At 40.6% G+C, this 20,236-nt stretch carries 17 protein-coding genes and 1 pseudogene; 4 read left to right on the top strand and 14 right to left on the bottom strand.

Features of this window, described 5'->3' with window-relative positions:
* Positions 1-95: 95 nt before the first annotated feature.
* The 9 genes from phnE to I8748_RS24890 form a co-directional block, all read right to left on the bottom strand.
* Positions 96-845 (bottom strand): phosphonate ABC transporter, permease protein PhnE, encoded by a 750-nt coding sequence (phnE, locus tag I8748_RS24930; RefSeq protein WP_198127212.1) that lies wholly within the window; start codon positions 843-845, stop codon positions 96-98.
* A gap of 66 nt (positions 846-911) precedes the next feature.
* Entirely contained in the window at positions 912-1,646 is a 735-nt protein-coding gene (locus I8748_RS24925) for a phosphonate ABC transporter ATP-binding protein (RefSeq protein WP_198127211.1), read from the bottom strand.
* Positions 1,647-1,749: 103 nt separating this feature from the next.
* A complete protein-coding gene (locus I8748_RS24920; RefSeq protein ID WP_198127210.1) occupies positions 1,750-2,724 on the bottom strand; it encodes a phosphate/phosphite/phosphonate ABC transporter substrate-binding protein in 975 nt (324 codons plus the stop codon).
* Positions 2,725-3,081: 357 nt separating this feature from the next.
* On the bottom strand, positions 3,082-4,137 hold the full coding sequence (locus tag I8748_RS24915; protein WP_198127219.1) for a M42 family metallopeptidase: 1,056 nt from the start codon (positions 4,135-4,137) through the stop codon (positions 3,082-3,084).
* A gap of 345 nt (positions 4,138-4,482) precedes the next feature.
* Positions 4,483-4,725 (bottom strand): hypothetical protein, encoded by a 243-nt coding sequence (locus I8748_RS24910; RefSeq protein WP_198127209.1) that lies wholly within the window; start codon positions 4,723-4,725, stop codon positions 4,483-4,485.
* A gap of 138 nt (positions 4,726-4,863) precedes the next feature.
* Positions 4,864-5,892: an SGNH/GDSL hydrolase family protein gene (locus I8748_RS24905; RefSeq protein ID WP_198127218.1), complete on the bottom strand. Its 1,029-nt coding sequence runs from the start codon at positions 5,890-5,892 to the stop codon at positions 4,864-4,866.
* 327 nt (positions 5,893-6,219) lie between these two features.
* The gene (locus I8748_RS24900) at positions 6,220-7,617 is read right to left on the bottom strand and encodes an S-layer homology domain-containing protein (protein WP_198127208.1); all 1,398 of its coding nucleotides are present in this window, start codon (positions 7,615-7,617) and stop codon (positions 6,220-6,222) included.
* Between the two features lie 60 nt (positions 7,618-7,677).
* Entirely contained in the window at positions 7,678-8,784 is a 1,107-nt protein-coding gene (locus tag I8748_RS24895) for a glycosyltransferase family 4 protein (protein ID WP_198127207.1), read from the bottom strand.
* Between the two features lie 353 nt (positions 8,785-9,137).
* A complete protein-coding gene (locus I8748_RS24890; RefSeq protein ID WP_198127206.1) occupies positions 9,138-10,244 on the bottom strand; it encodes a glycosyltransferase in 1,107 nt (368 codons plus the stop codon).
* A gap of 1,504 nt (positions 10,245-11,748) precedes the next feature.
* On the opposite strand from I8748_RS24890, the gene I8748_RS24885 reads away from it, so the two are divergent.
* Positions 11,749-12,954, top strand: a complete 1,206-nt coding sequence (locus I8748_RS24885) for a histidine kinase (protein ID WP_198127205.1) — start codon at positions 11,749-11,751, stop codon at positions 12,952-12,954.
* Positions 12,955-13,029: 75 nt separating this feature from the next.
* Here the strand turns inward: I8748_RS24885 and I8748_RS24880 are convergent, their stop codons facing one another.
* A complete protein-coding gene (locus I8748_RS24880) occupies positions 13,030-14,052 on the bottom strand; it encodes a response regulator (RefSeq protein ID WP_198127204.1) in 1,023 nt (340 codons plus the stop codon).
* Positions 14,053-14,192: 140 nt separating this feature from the next.
* Entirely contained in the window at positions 14,193-14,507 is a 315-nt protein-coding gene (locus I8748_RS24875; RefSeq protein ID WP_198127203.1) for a hypothetical protein, read from the bottom strand.
* 670 nt (positions 14,508-15,177) lie between these two features.
* Between I8748_RS24875 and I8748_RS24870 the strand changes: the two genes are divergently transcribed.
* Complete coding sequence (locus I8748_RS24870) at positions 15,178-15,438, top strand: chlororespiratory reduction protein 7 (RefSeq protein WP_198127202.1); 261 nt, start codon at positions 15,178-15,180, stop codon at positions 15,436-15,438.
* A 46-nt stretch (positions 15,439-15,484) separates the two neighbouring features.
* Here I8748_RS24870 and I8748_RS24865 read toward each other — a convergent pair whose 3' ends face one another.
* Entirely contained in the window at positions 15,485-16,033 is a 549-nt protein-coding gene (locus I8748_RS24865) for a DUF2854 domain-containing protein (RefSeq protein ID WP_198127201.1), read from the bottom strand.
* A 213-nt stretch (positions 16,034-16,246) separates the two neighbouring features.
* Here I8748_RS24865 and I8748_RS24860 point away from each other — a divergent pair, with 213 nt between their 5' ends.
* Positions 16,247-16,429 carry a hypothetical protein gene (locus tag I8748_RS24860; protein ID WP_198127200.1) on the top strand — a complete coding sequence of 61 codons (183 nt, stop codon included), beginning with the start codon at positions 16,247-16,249 and terminating at the stop codon, positions 16,427-16,429.
* Positions 16,430-16,750: 321 nt separating this feature from the next.
* Here the strand turns inward: I8748_RS24860 and I8748_RS24855 are convergent, their stop codons facing one another.
* Positions 16,751-17,167, bottom strand: a complete 417-nt coding sequence (locus I8748_RS24855; protein ID WP_198127199.1) for a response regulator — start codon at positions 17,165-17,167, stop codon at positions 16,751-16,753.
* 158 nt (positions 17,168-17,325) lie between these two features.
* On the bottom strand, positions 17,326-19,536 hold the full coding sequence (ppk1, locus tag I8748_RS24850; RefSeq protein ID WP_198127198.1) for a polyphosphate kinase 1: 2,211 nt from the start codon (positions 19,534-19,536) through the stop codon (positions 17,326-17,328).
* Between the two features lie 96 nt (positions 19,537-19,632).
* Between ppk1 and I8748_RS24845 the strand changes: the two are divergent.
* A pseudogene (locus tag I8748_RS24845) lies at positions 19,633-20,018 on the top strand (four helix bundle protein).
* Positions 20,019-20,236 lie beyond the last annotated feature (218 nt).

Here is a 20,236-nt window from a genome sequence, read left to right as displayed (position 1 = left end):
TCTTTGTGTTCTTTGCGGACTTTGCGGTTCGTTTTTCTTTCTTGTACTTAAATATGGTTTAGCAAATCTTCATGCAGAATAGATATAAGAATTCGTTACATGGAATCGAGTCGGCGGCGTAATTGGCTGCTGAAGCTATCGATGACGGTAACTACTACTAACAGCACTAACATCATCGTTGTTGCTTTGCTGTACTCGAACCCGTCGATGTAAGTTTTTAATTGAAAGCCAATACCGCCTGCACCAACTACACCCAACACTGAAGCAGCACGGATATTGTATTCAAACATCCATAAGGTGTAACCTAATCCCAAAGGCAATACTTGAGGAAGAATACCGTATTGGGCAATTTGTAATCTTGAGGCTCTGATCACTTGCAAAGATTCTAAAGAACGAGGATTAACGGCTTCAATTGCTTGTTGATAGAACTTTGCTAGGTAGCCTATGGTGTATATTCCTAAGGCTAATGTACCAGCTGGTGCGCCTAATCCGGTGGCAGCAACAAAAATTAGTCCCAGAATAATTGAGGGAACTGAACGTACAATATTTTGCAGTAAATTAGCTAGCGATCGCAACCAACTAGGAGCAACATTGCTAGCGCTAGCTACAGCTATCGGTACAGAAATAATTGCACCAATGGTAGTTCCCCATAAAGACATCTGTACGGTTTCAATTAGTGCCTTAATTGCTATATCTACAACTTTAAAATCGGGAGGAAATAATCTAGAAATAAAGTTTGTAATGTGCGGCCAGCTGGATTTCAGCAATTGAAAATCTACTTTCAGTCCTTGCAAAGCCCAAGCATAAACTACAACGATAATTAATAGGATGAATAGAGGACTCATCCAAAGGTAACGACGTATAAATTTTAAATTCAAGAAATAATTCACTGAGAAAGATGACTGATCTATTCAACTAGAAATTTCAGCAAATTGAGCTTGCAAGTTATCACAAAGCCCTTCATAAACGACGCGTCCAGCATTTAAGACAATGGCTCGCTGGGCATATTTTGCTGCTATGCCTAAATCGTGTAAAACCGCTACAATGGTCATACCTTGTTCTGTGTGTAACTTAGATAAAGTCTGCATCACTTGCTGAGATGCCATAATATCCAAACCTGTGATGGGTTCATCTGCTAAGAGAATTTGTGGAGATTGAATTAAAGCACGAGCGATGGCTACTCGTTGTTGCTGTCCTCCACTAAGTAAACTAGTTTTTTGATCGGCTAGCTGTCTTAAACCCAACTGTTCTAGTAACTCTAGCGCCAAAAGGCGATCGCGTTTGGGAAATCCTAAAAATGTCTGCCAAGTCGTCCTTGCACCCAACCGCCCACACAAAACATTTTCCAGTGCCGATAGTTGCCGAATTAATCCGCCTCCTTGAAACAACATGCTTACGTCGCGGCGAATTTGTGGCAATGTTTGGGGAGTCATGACCAAATCATTAATGCGAATTTCTCCTTTTACTGGTGGCACTAACCCAACTAGCGATCGCAACAGTGTAGACTTTCCTGCACCATTAAGTCCTAACAAAACGACAAACTCGCCGCGCTTGATTTGGCAATTAATCCCGTTGAGTATAGGACGATTCAGAGAAGCAGCGTAAGCCGTCTCTAAGTTGTGACACTCAATTACATAATCACTCATCCTACACCTCGGCTAATTTACTGATGGGCTAAGTCAGTTGTCAGTTGTCAGTTGTTAGTTGTTAGTTGTTTTTATCCCCCATCTCCCCTGCACCCCTGCACCCCTATGGTTCAATGCCAACACGCTGGAGGGCTTCACGAATTGGTGCTAGGTGACTATTATGATCAACTTTCACTAATTCGGTGGAGTTATACAAGTTACTTAGCAGTTGGTTATTTTCTGACTCATTTAACTTGAGAAGGGCGTTAACAATTCTTTGTTTTTCAGTATCTGGAACATCATCATCAATGGCGATACCGTGGGCAGGTACACCGGAGATTCTATGCAGTACGCGCAATTTACTTTTTTCTTCTGCGGTAATATACGGAGAATTTAAAGCATATTCAGATACGGCAGCTACATCAGCTTGGCCGCGTACTACTGCTTGGAGTGCTTTGCCATAATTACCACCGTAGGTGACTTGTGCGAAGAATCCATCCAAGCGATCGCGATCGGGTACAAATCCCTCTTTGACCAACTCACTGACAGGGAAAATGAACCCTGAACCAGAAGTAGGGGAAGTAAAGGCCATTTTTTTGCCCCGCAGTTGTTCTAAGGTTACTTTGGCTGAATCTTTGGTTGTCAGGGGGCTATTATTAGGAACGACAAATACTGAGTCGTATGTGTATCTTCCCGAATAGTTGGGACGTACTTCGGCTAAATACAGCTTTGCATTGGCTAGTTGTTCGGCTTTCAAAGCTGGACGGCTACTTAAGAAAGACACATCAGCCTGATTTACTTTCAAGGCTTCTACAGCAGCCGTATCATCACCAATCTTTGCTTGCACTGGAATTCCCAACTCTTTCGATAAAAAAGTTCCTACGGCATTTGCCTTATTTTGCAAGTCTGTGGAATCAGAACGACTGGGAAATACAACTGTCAATGTCTCCAGCTTTTGGGCAACTGAGGGTGATGCTTGTTGATTATTAGTGGAGTTAGTATTTGTTTCCTCGGTACATCCTGTGGTGCTGACCATTAAACCTGTCAGCGCTACTAATGCCCCTCTAGCAGCCAACAAGCCCTTTTTGCTCACACTCATTTGCAACTCTCCATTAAAAATTATTAGCAGCGTTTTTGCAAATTACTTTCAACTATGTCTTAAAAATATTTATAACTTTTGAGAATAAAAGTCAATCCAGTTGACAATTTGCCTTATCTGTTGATATGGCTGTCGCCAGTAGTGTTAGGACAATATTGATTGCTCAAATACCTGAAATAACTGGGTTTTGACTCAGCACTCAGCACTCAGCACTTTGCTATAACTAAGGCAAGTGTCGGTAGCAGAGAGGGAAATTTCTGCAAATTTGTCTTTGCCTCTCTCTGTGTACCTTTGTTCTACTCCCCTACCCTATGTGTATCAACCCTAAAGTCAAAAGGTATCATTCCTGCTCTTTTCTCAAAATTCGCCTGTAGAAGCTTCACTCTCACAAAAGGCTTTTAACAATTCGATGCAATTAGCGATCGCTCCCAAATGGGCAATTTCATAGCCGTGGGTGTTTTCTGTGGGAAATGCTAAACAAGCAGCACGACCAACATGTCCAAATTTCATGGCGATGGAAGCATCACTGCCAAATCCACTTAAAGTTGTTAGCTGCACTGGCATCTCCAACTGTTTAGCACAGTGGCGTAGCTGTGCATTCAAAGTTTCATCATAGATACCATAGGCATCCTGAGACAGAATTACTGGACTTTTTCCGTCTTCGATGGGGTATTCTTTCGATAGCGGACAAATTTCTAAAGCAATTAAGGCATCTAAACGCTGGTTTTGTGTAAAAAATAATGCCCCAATAGCCCCTACTTCTTCTTTGGCTGAGGCTACCAGATAAACATCAACTGCTGGCTGTTTCAAGGTTTCAGCCAAACCTAGGAGAATTGCTACGGAAGCTTTATTATCCAAGGTGTAACTGGCAATATGATCCTTTAACCGGATTGGATGTTTGCGGTGTTTGCCAATTACCATTCTCGTTCCGGGTCGAATGCCGGCAGCTTCTAGTTCAGCAGTGGTGAGTTTGGTTTCAATCCAGGCATTTTCCCATTTGAGGGCAGTATCTTCTTGCTGCACTTTTTGCGGTGATTCGTGGGAGACATGACGAGAACCAAAGCTGAGAATGCCGCTGATAGTTTCGTTATCTCCCAATAAATCTACAACGCCTTCACCGTAAATCCACGGGTAGGAACCGCCGAGTCTACGAACTTCTATACGACCTTCATCACCCACAGACTTAACAATTGCACCAATTTCATCTTTGTGGGCGGTGATAGCGATCGCTCTGTCTGGATTTTTTCCGGGAATTTTGGCAATGATATTATCAGCGCGATCGCTCCAGACTTCTACACTCAGCGCTGCAAATCGCTGCATCAGAAATTCATTGATTTCAGCTTCTACACCACTAGGGGAATGGTGCATTACCAATTCTGTGATGCTTTGAAATAGGTGATCGTAATCCCACATGGATAGGTTCAGTCTCACAAGAAATATCAGGTTTCTAACTGAAACAATCCTATCGTTGAGGATGTACTTCCATCTAATTTAATATGAGTTCGCTACTACCTCGCCCTCCCAACCTCCCTCTCCTAAGAAACACATTTGAAAACGCTTACCCACAAAGACTTTGAGATAATTACGAAAAATGTGTTTCTTTCATATTTTGCTAGTGGCGATCGCCGCTAGTTGGAGGCTTTCAAGAAACACTCTTAGTGGGGAGTAGGGAGTGGGGGAAGAAAGTGTTTCTTTCATTCGTAGCGGGTGGTGTGCCGCCAATGCGCCTGCTCCTACAAGGAACAAAAAACTACGGTTTTACTCCCCTCTCCTAGTAGGAGCTACGGTGTACACACAAGTGATTAAATCACCCATTATCTCGTTTTGTAGTGGCGTGGCAAGGTTAAAATGGTGCATTAACGAACCGCAGAGGCGCAGAGAACACAGAGATATTAGAGGAAATTTATGCACTATTTTAGCTGTGTCGCGCCAGTAGGGTGCGTTATGCTGGCGCAATAACGCACCGCCAGAGATTTTCGGTGCGTTAGGACAAGAGTCCATAACGCACCCTACTGGCTGAAATCTTTTATGGACAAGGTTTTTTGACTTGTGTGTACACCGTAGCCGAGTAGGAGAGGGGCTGGGGGAGAGATCACAACAGTACTCATCCAACTCACGTTAATTTACACTGTAGGATTCCTACTCCCTATTTTCTATGGTTACTGTTGATTTTTTCTGCCTGCGCTTTAGCACTCCAGCAGCCCCTAAAGCACCAAGTGCTATCATTCCCAATGCTGGTGAGGGTTCAGGAATAGCTGCCAATGCTGCTCCTGCAAATATTTTATGAGCGCGTGCTGTAGGATGAATCTCATCCCAGTATAAATACTTATCTGGATTAGCACAGATTGTCAGGGTAATTTTATTGAAGCAAGGTTCAGTAGTATTTGTGAACCCTAACTTTGTGATGTTATCCAATATAGGATTGACATCAAGGGAGATAATATTTAAATCTAATGCTGGATTTGCGTTTAACTCTTTGATGATTTGAGATAATCCGTTGTTATGCTCTTGGGTTAAGGTATTAAGACCGCTAGAGGTTCCAGGAATTGATTTATCTAAGCTCAAACCCAGTGGCGTATTACCCAAATTTGGCAAATTTACTACCAGAAGATTTTTAGCCCCAAGACCCGCAATGGTTTGGAGTGCATTTGATATATTTGCGAGGGTTTGGTTGGGGGTAGTAAAAGGTACAAAGTCTTTTGAGTCGGTAGGCAAGTAATCATTAGCGCCCAACCAAAATATATAAAGTGCATCAGGATCTGCAACTTGCTGAGTTTGATTCAGATAAGATTGAAATGCACTAATCTCCTGTGGTAAGCCAAAGAAGGCATTGGTGACTGTGTTTGCTGGTGTGGTGGTGGCTCCACCAAATGCAAAGTTAATGCCATTGTTTGGTGTAACGCCATTAGCGACATTAAAATATGGAGTAGGAGAATCGATGTTTAACCTCTTGGCAAACTCATCTATCCAGTTATAGCCGTTGGTAAAGCGCCCATTAAAGTAGTATGGGTAAGGAGGGAAGGTGTTTCCTGAAGCTGCAAATGCGTTACCAGTATCTGAAATACTATCACCGAATACATAAATATCCCCATAATTGGCAGCCGAAGCTTTTAGCGGCAACATGAAGGAAAAAAGAACGAATCCTGCTGCCATTAATGTTTTTTTCATACTTATTTGAAATGTGGTGTTATTTGCTAGATTTTTGAGAAAAGATAAATTTACAGGTTTTCTTGGTGAATTATTGTCAAGCTAAGCAATCTGAGTGAATGTTATTTGCGTAATTCTATTGAATAGATGTGGCAATAATAATCTCTAAATATACAGGTTAAGATTCCTTCAACCTCAAGATTTACCTGATTTTCATTTTTCGATGGGTTTATTGCAAAGAAACTATGAAGTTGATAGGTAAAAATAAGTAGGGCAGGCTATTTGCCTACCCTACTACTAGCTATCAATACAGATGTATTTAACGTGACACCCTCTTCATCACAGAATTTAGTTTGGCGATCGCTTTAACTTCAAAGCTTCAGCAGCCGATACACCTTCACCCTGCGAACCAAAATACCACAAAGCCGCTGCGGCTTCGGCGCGAGTCACTGGTTTTTTCGGTTGAAACAGTGTTGTATAGCTAAACACCCGCCGAATATTCGATTTTTCTCCATTTTGGAAGTCAGCCAAAACTGCGCGTAAAGCTTTGGGGTCAATTTTGCCTACATCTTGAAAACCCCAACTTTGCTTAACTGCATCTAAGCTGGCTGTGGGTAAACCTTGGCGCGTATCTAAAGGTACTTTCCACAGTATTAACTGTTCTCGCGTCAATGGTGCATCTGGACGAAACAAAACCGCTGTAGAATCGCCAGACAAATTACTGGGAATTAACCCAGCTTCAGCCAACCCCTGAATTTGGGCAAAATCCGGGTCTGTTTTCGAGACATCGCTAAAAGCTGGTTGAGTAGTTTCCGCAGCTAAGCGAATCTGCTTGGCTGGATCGTTAGCATACATGGCATTATTAGCAGCAACTAACCAACGGGCGTATTCTCTGCGAGTAATGATTTTGTTGGGTTCAAATTGAGCGATCGCAGCATTAGAATTACTCTTAATTTGAGATTCTCCAGAGAAAATACCCAAGGCTGCTAAGTCTTGGACATATTGCCGCAGTTCTGGCGGTACTTTGTTGAGGTCTTTGAATTCCTGAGATGTAGCTGTAGCCGTTGTTTGACCATCAGACGTATTTTGAGGCTGTGTTGCTGTTGCCAAGTTTGTAGGCGGTACGGGCCCAATAAACTCAGGATCACCTGGTTGGGGAATGTTGTCAGTAGTTTCGTTAGGACTAGCAGTTGGGTTAGGTTGTGCCGTTGCTGTGCTATCAGGTGTGTACTCAATCAGTAATGTAGTAGCTGTTTGTGGTTGATTGGGTGTGGGGTTAGTAACTGATTGAGCTTGAATGGATACCTTCACCAGCAAATCGTTACGACGTGCTTCAAAAGCACCCCCCACCTCATCTGTGGGTTGTTGTAAAATCTGCCAGTTATTTGCTTGAAACTGGCTGCGATAAAAACTGATGATAAAATTGCTGGGGTCAGAACTCAGCCAGCGCGTGGATACTTTATTTTCTGACCCGCTCACAGGTGTAACTTCCTGGAGTTTAGCGTTGGTATATAAGGGAATATCTTTGGGAAAATCTGCTGGTAACTGAACACTGGCTTCATTTTGCCCTGCTTGTAATTCAGCCCCCTTAGCTTCCCCAAAGACAACAGGCTTATTTTGCAACTGAGGATCAGCCGCCAAAGACTGTTCAAGGTTTTTGGCGGTTGGACTGTTAGCACAAGCTGTTAAAGAAGTGAGTAAAACAGCCAAACTCACAAATACAGCTGGACGTTTATAAGGAAGCACAGGCAGTCAAAAATGCGTGTCTATTCCTACCCTAACGCAGACTGTCAAGATTGAATCGAACTATATATATGTAAATTTTGGAATCAGTTGAGTACAAATGTCTAGTAGTTGAGTTGCAGCACGAGTTGAAGAAAAATTTTCTGCCGCGTAATGGCTTGACAGAAAACCTCGATTAATTGCTTCATCGGGATGATCTAGGCAAAATCTCATACAACTGGCTAATTCTTGAGCATTTTCATTTTCAAAGAAAAAGCTGTGTGGCCCAGCCACTTCTGGCAATCCCCCCATTTTTGAGACAATGGAACAGGTTTGAGCGCTAGAGGCTTCTAGTACTACATAAGGTGCCGGATCTTGCCAACGAGAGGGAGCAACTAAAGCTAGAGCATCTTGTAATTTGACAATCACTTCTTGATTGGGAAGTTTACCTAAAAAACTCACACAATTTAAAATATCTAAATCGGATGCTAGCTGCTTAAATTCACCAGCTTTTGGCCCATCACCAATTATTGAAACCTGGAAATTCCTCTTTTCCTTATGTAGAATTAGCGCTGCTTTTAATAAAATATCGACTCCTTTATCTTTATCTAATCTGCCCACAAACACAAATTTATATGGATGAGATAAATTATCTAGATGCTTATGCTGCTTTTTATATTTAATTTCAATAGGATTATATAAAGTAGCTACTTTCCAAGGAAAAGCACAAGACTCACTGAGAAAATTACTACAAGCTGTGTGGCAGTTAGCTATCAATGCAGTAGCTAGCCTAGTACCCAGCCTTAACCATTTTACGGCTGTGTACAATTTCCACTTTAAGGGATAATTTGCTTTTGGTAAGGTATATTTAATTTCAGTTGTTAGCCGTTCTAGAAAATTCATCTGTTCATATTTATGATGCAGAGATTGATAAAAACAATAATGATATTTAATGATTATTTTTTTCCTCAAAGCCTTACATAACAAAGCAAAAGTTAAATCATTGGAATTCATATGGACAACATCTGCCCATGAAATAAGTTGCCACCAATCTAGAATACTTCCTTCTCTAGTCGAGACAGTTTTAATTTCAACTCCTCTACTTTCGAGTTCTGGAATAATTGCAGAGATATATGTTAAAACCCCAGCAATTTCCCCTTGCAAATGTCTGTGTTGAATCAGAAGTTTCATATTGAGGTAATTATTTAAGTAGGTCGGTGTCAAGATTGATCATTGGGAGGAAACAGAAGTTAACTATCAAAAGAAAAGAAGGTTTGAGCTTAGTTGATTTTTCTTTACATACTTTGTTTGTTTCTACCGACTTACTTAAGTGCTTGATTTACAGGACTTACGTTACTGTCACATATCTTTGTGTCAAAAGTTATAGCAATCGAAGCATAGTTGAGGACAGTGCTGATTGCTACTAGCCTTGAAATAACTGGTTTATAATTAGCACTTAGCACTTTGCTATCAAAGTCAAGATTTTGGACTTTTGACTTTGGACGCTTTTTCCTAAAAAGGATGACAATGCGCCTAAGTCTTAATCAAGTGACATTTAATAGGTTCATATATTTGGTAACTGTTGGTTTCCAAGTAAATTGTTCAAGCCAGTTTGATGGAACTGAAGGAAATTTGCCAGATAATATGTTTAAAATTGCTTCTGCCATAGCTTGACTATCTCCCACTGGAACTAGTAATCCATATTTGCCATGATCTAAAATCTCCGCAGGCCCACTTTGACAGTTTGTAGAAACTACTGCTGTTCCTGTCGCCATTGCTTCAACAAGGACATTGCCAAAACCTTCCCATGCTGAAGATAAAGCAAACACAGTAGCTCGTGCCATGTAAGCATAAGGGTTATTCTGAAAGCCCAGCATTGCTACATGATTTTCCAAACCTAATTCACGCACTAATGCATCTAAGTGCGATCGCTCCCTCCCACTACCTAAAATCACTAGTCTAGCTGGCTGCACCTGTATCACTTGTGCAAAAGCACAGATCAGGGTAGAAAAGTCCTTTTGAGGCATTAAACGTCCCACACCCAAAATGACGGGTAATTCTCCAGTTTGAAACCAGGGATGTTCTACCGGTTCTTTGGCCTTTTCTAAGATTTCAGGAGTAATTATCGGGTTGTAGATTACCTGAATCCGTTCTAGGGGTAGTTTTGTAATTTGGGCTAGATCCTCTGCTACCCCCATTGAAACTGCTACAATTTCATCTGCCCACGGGTAAAATAACCGCGTTGCTAAAGGTGTCAGACGTGCTGTTAATTGTGGTAAGCGCTTTGCTTCTAGGGAAAGTGTATTGTGTTCAGATACAATAACTCGTGTCTGCACTTTAGAAAGATACTTGGCCCATATGGCAATTTCACAAGGATAGTGTAGGGCTGAGAGCAAGTTAACAGGTTGCTTTTGCCGCAAGTACTTTACAAGTTTAGGCAAGCTAGTCGGCAACTTTGGAGCTTGCAAATCCACGATACTCACTTGTGGCGATACTTGTGACAGGTAAGGGCCACTTATCTGAGTGAGTACTAAATCGACACTTAAACCTTCAGCTGCAAACCTATTGGCTAAGTTAACCATAACCCGCTCTACTCCACCACCCATGAGGGAGCGCAGAAATATAGCAACATGAGGTGAATCTTTCAGCACAGTTATCCTGAATCAGGGTTGACTTTTACCTTTATTAAGGTTCGCTCAAATGTTGACGAAGTAATATTTTTTACGCAAAAATATCGAGACGGAAGGAGAAAGTCTTAGCTTTGCCTTCAAAAAGAGAAAAGGAAGAACATAAAGATTTTAGATTGTAAAAAATAATTTTTTTCAGGTTCTTCATAACTTTATTTTTTGCCGCAGGCAAGCTTTTTACTTTCGCTTTTCTCTAGCATGAATGTAATTAATTGTGCTAAATCACTTATAAAAACGTAACTTACTACAGAATACAGCAAATATAGGCGATCGCCAATGACCTGAAATGCTAAACTGAGATTAAATCACCCTAGCATCAGCCAAAAAGGGGAAAAAATAGCGCTCACCAACGCTGGGTTGTAATCGATTCTGGACAATATTCAGCCGAGATTCATCAGCTGAATATGCTAGTACACGAAAAGTGCCCGTCGTGCGTGGCAATTCCAGAAACTCGGCGTAAGTTCGCGATTGTTAGAGTTAAAGTTCGTAGGTAAAACGGTTGAGTATTACTAGTTTTACTATTAACTGTAAGCTATGAGTTTTTACGGTTGACAATTAACAGCAGTCAGTGATTTGCAAAGGACACTGTGTTAGCTGACTTTGCCGAAAGCCGCGCAAGTGGCGTTCAACAGTCAACGACTTCCAACATGGTAATTTATTTTTTGGAGTTCCCTAGCAATTCATCTTTAATGATGACGTTTTCATGTAACCGTAGATATACTTGATTGATGTGTAACAAAAACTGTAGCTAGCTTTTTGAGATGGGAATTCTGGGTGGGCAAAATAGAAACTACAGAATCTAATTAGCGATCGCCACTAAATTATTTCTGGCTATCTGACTCAGGAGACATCATCTCATTGACATCACAGTCTTTGCTATCACCAAGGTAAGTTTGAATAACTACTAGCTATAAGTATACAAATAGCAGTAAATTTGTGCTTATGACTCAATTCATTGGTGAGGTAAGGGGTAAGTTAATAAATCCACTCTTAGGCTACACAAATTAGTACATTAATACTAATTAAAGAAAAATTTTCTCCAGTCTTGGTGTGGAAAGTTAATTGGTTCTAGACAAAGTGCAAATAAGTTGAATCTGGGTTAGTGAGGACTTTCTCCAATGGTCACAACCAAGGGGGTTTGTTCGCCTCCCAGTCCTAGTACTTAGTAGCTAGTCCCTTTACTGCACAAATCGAGTTACCCTAGTATAAAAACTTTCATCTGTTGAGTTGAGCATCAAGTCCTAATTCCAAGGAAAGAGAGCTGATGTTGACGAGGAAGGGTGCTATTTGAAAATAGAGGTCACCAAAAAGCAAGCAAAAGGCTAGAAAATATGTATATCATGCCAAAAACCCAGATCGGATAAGAGTACGAAAAATCTAAAATAGATATTAAATTGAAAAAAAAGAACGACCACCGACAATCGTCAGTCTATTTTACTTTCTGCAAAGCGTCGCCAGGTTGTTACCAGTGCTGAAACACGATTACATGCAAGTTTCCCAGGATCAGCCTATTTATTCTGAGGCTCCACTCCAACTGTTGCTGTTTGTCGATGGACGCCCCAAGTCCCGACAACAGGTACAGCGAATACGCACTTACTTAAAAGCATTGCAGGCTGAGTATAAATTTGAACTTCAAATTATAGATGTTGGGCAACAACCTTATTTGGCAGAACACTTTAAGTTAGTAGCAACACCAGCTTTAATTAAAATCCACCCGGAGCCTAGACAAATTTTAGCTGGAAGTAACATTATTGCCCAATTGAAAACTTGGTGGCCCCGCTGGCAAACTGCTGTAGACACTTACTTAAAATTACAGGAAGACATCACTGAACGTATCGATGAGAATGGGCGGGTGTCTTCCTCCAAATCAACCATCAATTCTATTGCTGTTTCTGCCGAACTCATGCGCCTCTCAGACGAAATTTTTCGCTTGAAACAGGAACAAGATAAACTTCAAGAGCAGATACAGTTTAAAGATCGGGTAATTGCTATCTTGGCACACGACCTCCGCAATCCTCTAACGGCTGTCGCGATCGCTATTGAAACTCTTCAATCTAATTACAATCCAGAAACTGGAGACTTTGAGCGCCTCAAACCAGCAATGACAGCGCATTTACTAAAACAAGCCCGCAGTCAAACAAAAATAATTGACCGGATGATCGCCGATCTTTTGCAGGTAGGAAGAAGCAACGATATAGAACTTCCAATTATACCACAAAAAACTGACCTTGGTCAACTATGCTTGAGTGTACTTGAGGAATTGCGCGATCGCTACACAGCCAAATTATTAGAAATAGAAACAGATATCCCCAAAGATTTACCAAGTGTATATGCTGATCCAGAACGTATACGCCAAGTGCTAGTAAATCTGTTAGACAATGCAATTAAATATACTCCCAAAGGCGGTAAGATTAGCCTTGCCGGATTGCATCGTACAACCCAGAAAGTTCAGTTTAGCGTTGGTGATAATGGCCCTGGTATTCCTGTAGAAAATCGCGATCGCATCTTTGAAAACCACTATCGCCTGCAACGGGATGAAGGTACAGAAGGCTACGGTATTGGTCTTTGTTTGTGTCAACGCATTATCCGAGCGCATTACGGTCAAATTTGGGTGGACTCTGCTCCCAATGGCGGAGCCTGGTTCCACTTCACGTTGCCAGTATATCCTTCTTAGTTAATGGTTAATAGTCAGTAGTCATTGGTAAATAAAATAACAACTGACAACTGACAACTAACAACTAACAAACACTCACTTGAAAATAATACGATTCCGTCCCTCTGCCTTTGCTTGATAAAGTGCCTTGTCTGCTGCCACAATCAAATTAGAAGGTGAAGATTCCCAGGTAGGAATAAGAGTAGCTACCCCCATACTCAGGGTGACATACTGACTCACTGCCGAACCCCTATGAGCAATTTGTAAATTTCTGACTCCAGTTTGTATCGTTTTAGCAACGTAAACAGCACCAGATGAAGGAGTGTATGGCATAATCACAGCGAATTCTTCGCCACCATAACGCGCCACTAAATCTTGATGCTTCTGGGCTTTACGGCTTAAAATAGCCCCAACTTTTTGTATACATTCATCCCCAGCCGGATGACCATATTGATCGTTATAAAATTTAAAGAAATCTATATCACATAAAATCAACGATAGGGGAGATCCCTCTTGTGCTAGATTAATCCATTGGGTATTTAAATAATCGTCAAAGCGGCGACGATTAGCCAGCCCAGTTAAAGCATCGACATTAGCTAGGTGCTGTAAAGCCAAGTTGGCTGCTTCTAGCTGTTTGTATATTTGTGCTTGCTGCAACAGCCTTCGCAACCGCTGGCGCAACACTGGCCAGTGAATTGGCTTGGTGACATAATCAGTTGCTCCTGCTTCAAAAGCACGATCTACTGATTCCTTATCATTTAAACTTGTGATCATTAATATGGGAGTACGTTCCCAAATCTTTGAAATTACGGTATTGCCTAAAGCAGAATCAGTATCAAGGTTTGCCAGTGCTGAGATTAAATTATTCTTGGCAATTTGGAGTAATTGCTTACAGCAGGTAAACCCATCCATGACAGGCATGACAGCATCTAGTAAAACTATATCTGGTTTGACAGTTTCATAAGCATCTAAGCACTGCTTACCATCAGTGACTTCAACCACTCGATAGCCTTCTTGTTCCATAGCATCGCGCAACAGTACTCGGATAGTCTTGTCATCATCAGCAACCAGAATCACTGGGGGTTGCTTGGAAAGAGAAAATGGGCTTATGCCTGACATGAGTTGCGTTCCACAGAAGATGAAAGTATCGGGAGGGTAAACCAGGAAAAACCTGGTTCTCATAACCAAATCACCTATGAGCAAGAGTAGTTTTACAGTAATCAAAATCTTACTAGCAGATCTATTTGGTGTAAGGTCAATTACCAGAACATTTGTGGGTGAAACAGTAGCTTGGTTGTTACTACATTGAACGAAACAGGCAAGGTATTCCTCCCCAAGTCACCTATTTGTTGAATGTCTGACGGTACTAATCTCTGTTTGGCTGATTTCTCTGGCCAGGGATGTACAAAAATAACTTGCAAACAGTGTATGGTGCGATCGCACAGGAGTAATTGCCACTGCATCAGGGTTATAACTTGTAATAAAGTTGTGTCTGCCTTCACAAACAACTTTTTTGGCAAAATAGATTGCTCAATGGTTTTCAGCCAACAAAAAGATAGATAACTAGGTTGCATAGACAATTTCTTTGGAACCCAAAGGTAATTGTTACCTTTTTGTCCTAATGTAGTTTTGTTAGGAATTATTACTTTTATATTGCCCTAGTGATAAAGTGTAATTACAATTATGAGCAAAAATTCAAATGCTCACTTGACATCTGTAGTTACTGTAAATCTCGCTCTCATAAAAGTTCAGTAATTGCAAAACTGTACTATGAATCTAGCTATATTACCTCTTGCTATCACTAAACTTTGAACCATCACAGTATTAAGCAGGCTTTAGCAGACTTAAATTTTGTTTGGGCCAATTACATAAACTACATAAGGTTAAAATCAAGCAAGATACAAAACTTTATTTTATAGTTACTTTTCTGTGATTGATTTAAGTAAGATTCCCTATTTAAACTTGATATAAATATCTGTGCTAATAACTAACATATATGTAATTTTTGATCAAAAAAACCAATATATTTCCTCAAATCCTATGAGAATGGGAAGTCTACACATTGTAACGATAATTTAAACTGCCACATGAAAATAAGATTTTTTTTGGTTGTTGTTTACATAACTCCTGAATTTAGTTAGCAAGTTGAAGTAAATTTCTGCTGGTTATAGCAAAAGCAGCTAAAAGTTGACTTCAAACAAACATTTAAAAATTACAATTAATTTAGATCAACCAAATTCTTCCATGCCAGACCCATTAATGTATCAAAACGATACTTTTGTCGTCCTAGAAACAAACCAGCCAGAACAATTCCTGACGGCATCAGAGTTATTAGAGAAGCTAAAAATTGTGATACAAAAAATTAATTTTGAGGATTTGCCGCCAGAGTTGCATAGGTTTAATTCTGTGGAAACTCAAGCCCAATATTTAATCGACACAAGTTGCGAATTAGATATTGGGCCTGGAGAATATTTGCAGTGGTATGCAGTGCGCTTAGAAAAATAAATGTGATTAGTCCAGAGTCAACAGTCCATAGTCTACAGTATTTTGACTATTGACCAGTAGCAATCAAAGCTAATTCAATTTGATTTTCATCTGGCTGTGTGATTTTAACTTCTACTCCAGGGCCGAAATAACTGGTCATTTTTTCCTGTTTTTCCTGCCAGTCGTGAATAGATATAAACGGCGAATCGAATTCTAAAATCAGGGTATAAGCGCCATTAATTTCAGTTTCTCGTAAACCTGTAACTATTGGGCGTTCCTTATCTGTAGGACTCAGACCAAGGTAAGAAAGCGCCCCATCTAAATGGGCATTTTGACCATAGCAATATCGGGTGATATCTTTACGGATTTTATTTTGAGTTACAGTTGCTTGCTGTTCTCGCAGGAGTAAAACAGAAGAACTCGTAGCTTGACTAAAGGGTATAGGCTTGAGTTCATTGGCTTTGAGTGCCAATCCTCCCAGCAGTAGAGGAAACCCGTAAAAAAATCCTACAAGATTTAGTGTGGCGTTATTAGCAGCATAAGCAACGAAGCCCATAATGGTTAATATGCTGCCGACGGTTAAACCGAGTGTTCCCAAGGAAATTTGGCGTAACATGAGTTTAGGATAGTATAAATTCTTTACACATCAGTTTTATTATCATCGGCTATGAGTAACAAATTAGGGAAGAGCGGGGCTGAAGTGATTGGGGGATGGGGAAATGGAGATGCAAAGATGGGAGTGTTGACAATTGACCACTGACCACTGACAACTGACACCCCTTACGAGTTAACTTTAAAGTAAAGGATATTAAAGGACTGAAATAGAACAATGGATCTACAGACTATCAAAGAACGAATCGCTGCGGTTCAAGGTAAACGTGAGTACTTGCTAGGTCTTTTAGAAAAACCTGACCTGGGAATTTTAAGGGTTGATGTCAATCAGGCTTTAGAAGAACTGGATGAGTTAATTGATGAATTTGAACGTACTATCCCAAAAACTGACAATAATTAAGCTGAACTAAGCAGCAACTGAAATCTAAACAGTGTCGGTGTAACTGTTAATTAACAGTTACACCGACCCTGTTAAGTATATCTAATATTCTGACAATCACTTAATTGTAGAACTTACGCACTGTACAAATTAACCATACTGTGTATTACAGTACTTGGTCGTTTCCAGCGCTTCGTATACCCGTGATTTATTCGCATATTTGCGATCGCTGAATGCTAGAAATGGCTGAAATAACCAAATTGTGGATAGTACTTATGTACAATGCGTAAGTCCTAAATTGAACTAAGGCTCGGTTAATCAACAGCAACTAAGCAGCATAAATCATCCTGTAACTGAAGCGTTTCCTGCACGCTGTCCTAGCTGTCTAACTAAAGCAATAAGTTCGGTTGTTGGTACATCTTTCTTGCAAACATCGTCAAACTTGGGTGTTAGCTTCGTCTGTGGAAAGTTTGCTTCTTCGACTGAGGAATAAGCCAATATCTGAGTATTCGGAGAGATAGCTTTAATATGGCTTGAAGCACTCCAACCATCCATGACGGGCATCTGTAAATCCAGAACAATCACATCAGGATGACAGTGTTGAACCATGTCTATAGCTTCTTGACCATTACTAGCTAACCCTACTACTTGAATATTTTCCTGGCAAGAAAAGGCTAATTGCAAGGTTAAACGAGTTAATTCGTGATCGTCAACCACTAGAACGCGCAAGGTAGAAGACTCACAAGGGAACATCAACATTCAAGGGGAAGAAAAAATAAGTTACCATAGCTTTTATAGTTTATGGTAACTAGTGCCAGCTATTACTCTATCCTATGGTTGAATAAGTTGTCTTTATTCACGGCAATTAATTAAAGAAATTGTGAAAAAACTTCAATTTGCTCAAAAATCAAGTTGACTTAGCTGTCAGTATAGAAAGAACTTTTTTTGGAATCAATCAAGTTGGAGCCTATACCAGTTGAACGTAATGCCATATTCAAGAGAGTTAATTGTGAGTTAGCTTCTGGACAATCTTCACAAGGACGGCGTTGGATATAACTGCCGTCCGGTTGTAAATCCCAAGCTTGACGATTGTCTGCCAGCATAATTCCCAGGATTTCTTGCAAATCTTTAGCAATATCTGGGTCTTTTACAGGAGTAATGACTTCCACTCGACGATCTAAATTACGGCGCATCCAGTCAGCACTGCCAATATAAATTTCTTCCTGTCCATTGTTGTGGAAGTAATAAATGCGAGAGTGTTCTAAGAAGCGGCCGACAATGCTGATGATGCGGATATTTTCACTAATGTCTTTGAGTCCGGGACGTAAACAACAAATGCCCCGAACGATAAGGTCGATTTGCACTCCGGCGCGAGAAGCTTCATACAAAGTGGCGATAATTTGGGGATCGACCAGGGAATTCATTTTGGCAACGATGCGCCCAGAAAATCCATTTTTAACATTTTCGATTTCACGATAAATTAAACCAAGAAAGCGATCGCGCATATTCACAGGTGCAACCAGTAATTCTCTATAAGATTTTTGGCGAGAATAGCCTGTTAAAAAGTTAAATAAATCTGTAATATCGGCACCTAATTCTTCGCGGCAACTGAACAATCCCAAATCTGTGTAAAGTCGTGCTGTTTTTGGGTTATAATTACCGGTGCCAATATGCACGTAGCGACGCATAGAGTCTTTTTCTCGCCGCACCACTAAAACAGTTTTACAATGAGTTTTTAACCCGACTAAACCGTAGACAACATGCACTCCCACTCTTTCTAGTCGTCTTGCCCAGTAAATATTATTCTCTTCATCAAACCGCGCCTTTAATTCCACTAATACAGATACCTGTTTGCCATTTTCGGCAGCGGCAATTAAGGCATTAACGATGGGCGAGTCTCCAGAAGTCCGATAAAGAGTCATCTTAATTGCTAGCACATTCGGGTCATGGGCGGCATGGGTAATAAAGCGCACCACCGTTGCCGAAAAAGATTGATAGGGATGGTGTACTAACAAATCTTTTTCCCGAATCACAGCAAAAAAGTCTTTGCCTTCCTCAATATCCAGCACATCTGGATCTAAACTTGGTTCTCGCAACCTTTGCAGACGTTGAGGCACTACAGACTGGCGTGGCGGGTCTTTGAATTCTGGCAATGGTAATGCCATAAAATACATCAAGTCCCGCAGCCCCAAAAGACCGTCTAATTGATAAACATCGCTTTCTGTCAAGTCCAAATCTTGCAACAAGCGTGTACGTACTGGTTCGGGAGTCTGGGATTGAATTTCTAGCCGTACAGGAGATCCACCGATGCGACGTTTTCGCAGTTCTTGCTCGATGGCTAATAGCAAGTCATCTGCTTCATCTTCTTCTAATGCCAAGTCAGCATTGCGGGTAATGCGGAAGGGATGATACTCTTGGATATTCATGCCTGGAAATAGAGACTCCAGGTTATGGGCGATCGCTTGTTCTAAAGGTACTCCTGTCCAATAGGCTGGTTGGTCGTTGTGTTGAATTCCCAACTCCGGTGGTAAAGGTAAAAATCGGGGGAGAACGTTAGGAACTTTAACTCTGGCAAAAAATTCTTCATCCGTATCTGGGTTTTTGACCACAACTGCTAAATTCAAGCTGAGATTGGAAATGTAGGGAAACGGATGACTAGGGTCAACTGCCAGAGGAGTTAAAACCGGAAAAATTTGTTCTTCGTAATAACTGTCTAAATAAGTCCGCTGTTTTTGAGACAAATTGATGTAATCGAGGATATGAATCCCGTGATTTGCTAACAGCGGTTGTAAAACTTGCTCAAAATGTTGATGCTGTTTTGTTACCTGGGGAACAAGGGCAGCCCAAATATCATTTAGCTGTTGTTGTGGCGTCCGACCATCGGGAGTTAACTGGCTAACTTTCGCTTCTACCTGCTGTTTTAAAGCCGCAACGCGCACCATGAAAAACTCATCTAAGTTAGAGCTGAATATTGCTAAAAACTTCAGCCTTTCTAGTAATGGTGTTCTTGGGTCGCAAGCTTCATGTAATACCCTGTTGTTAAATTCTAACCAGCTTAACTCACGGTTAAGATAATATTGCGGATCGTTTAAATTGATGGGATTAGCACTCTTCTTAGATTTCGGCATAACGATCTCAAGGTAGCCAGATGTAGCCCATACAGCTGGAGAACAATAAATATAGTAAATGAAATGGGGTGTAGATGTAAGTGGGGAGATGGGGAGATGGGGAGAGAATTGATTAAGAGTCATGAAGATTTGGAAGTGTATCAATTGGCGTTTGATACTGCTATGCAAATCTTTGAAGTCTCGAAAAGATTTCCTGTAGAAGAAAAATATGCGTTAACGATCAGATTCGTCGATCATCTCGGCCAGTCTTTCCAAATCTAGCTGAGGCTTGGCGAAGAAGGCGTTATCAAGCAGCTTTTGTGGCAAAGTTAAACGATTGTGAGGCTGAAGCCGCTGAAACTCAAACTTGGCTGAAATTTGCTGTTAAATGTAAATATTTAGATGTTGAATTGGGTAGAGAAATTTATGACACATACAATCGAGTGCTAGGCAGTTTAGTAAGCATGATTAACAACTCTTCTTGTTGGGTAATTGAAAAATAAAAATGCCTATCCTATACAATTTTGAATTTTAGATTTTGGATTTTGGATTGTTAAAGAATCACTGATAATGCTTTTTTTGATAAAATTGTAGCAATAATTATTCAAATCATATTAATAAACTTATAATCCAAAACTCACAGGTATAGACTTACATATCTTTATAGTTAATACATATTCGTGTAGTATATTATCCCCCCCCCATCTCCTCACCTCCCCAT

This window comes from Amazonocrinis nigriterrae CENA67, assembly GCF_016056305.1.
In the GTDB taxonomy this organism is placed as follows: Bacteria; Cyanobacteriota; Cyanobacteriia; order Cyanobacteriales; family Nostocaceae; genus Amazonocrinis; species Amazonocrinis nigriterrae.
The sequence above is the reverse complement of the archived record's forward strand: the minus strand, read 5'-3'. Positions and strand labels throughout refer to the sequence as shown.

Excerpts from the sequence above, each read along its gene's own strand:
- I8748_RS24915 (WP_198127219.1), bottom strand. The coding sequence starts at position 4,137 with ATGTGGGATTACGATCACCTATTTCAAAGCATCACAGAATTGGTAATG.
- I8748_RS24865 (WP_198127201.1), bottom strand. The coding sequence starts at position 16,033 with ATGTTACGCCAAATTTCCTTGGGAACACTCGGTTTAACCGTCGGCAGC.
- I8748_RS24910 (WP_198127209.1), bottom strand. The coding sequence starts at position 4,725 with ATGGACTCTTGTCCTAACGCACCGAAAATCTCTGGCGGTGCGTTATTG.
- I8748_RS24905 (WP_198127218.1), bottom strand. The coding sequence starts at position 5,892 with ATGAAAAAAACATTAATGGCAGCAGGATTCGTTCTTTTTTCCTTCATG.
- I8748_RS24855 (WP_198127199.1), bottom strand. The coding sequence starts at position 17,167 with ATGTTGATGTTCCCTTGTGAGTCTTCTACCTTGCGCGTTCTAGTGGTT.
- ppk1 (WP_198127198.1), bottom strand. The coding sequence starts at position 19,536 with ATGCCGAAATCTAAGAAGAGTGCTAATCCCATCAATTTAAACGATCCG.
- I8748_RS24920 (WP_198127210.1), bottom strand. The coding sequence starts at position 2,724 with ATGAGTGTGAGCAAAAAGGGCTTGTTGGCTGCTAGAGGGGCATTAGTA.
- I8748_RS24925 (WP_198127211.1), bottom strand. The coding sequence starts at position 1,646 with ATGAGTGATTATGTAATTGAGTGTCACAACTTAGAGACGGCTTACGCT.
- I8748_RS24875 (WP_198127203.1), bottom strand. The coding sequence starts at position 14,507 with ATGCAACCTAGTTATCTATCTTTTTGTTGGCTGAAAACCATTGAGCAA.
- I8748_RS24870 (WP_198127202.1), top strand. The coding sequence starts at position 15,178 with ATGCCAGACCCATTAATGTATCAAAACGATACTTTTGTCGTCCTAGAA.
- I8748_RS24860 (WP_198127200.1), top strand. The coding sequence starts at position 16,247 with ATGGATCTACAGACTATCAAAGAACGAATCGCTGCGGTTCAAGGTAAA.
- I8748_RS24895 (WP_198127207.1), bottom strand. The coding sequence starts at position 8,784 with ATGAAACTTCTGATTCAACACAGACATTTGCAAGGGGAAATTGCTGGG.
- I8748_RS24880 (WP_198127204.1), bottom strand. The coding sequence starts at position 14,052 with ATGTCAGGCATAAGCCCATTTTCTCTTTCCAAGCAACCCCCAGTGATT.
- phnE (WP_198127212.1), bottom strand. The coding sequence starts at position 845 with ATGAGTCCTCTATTCATCCTATTAATTATCGTTGTAGTTTATGCTTGG.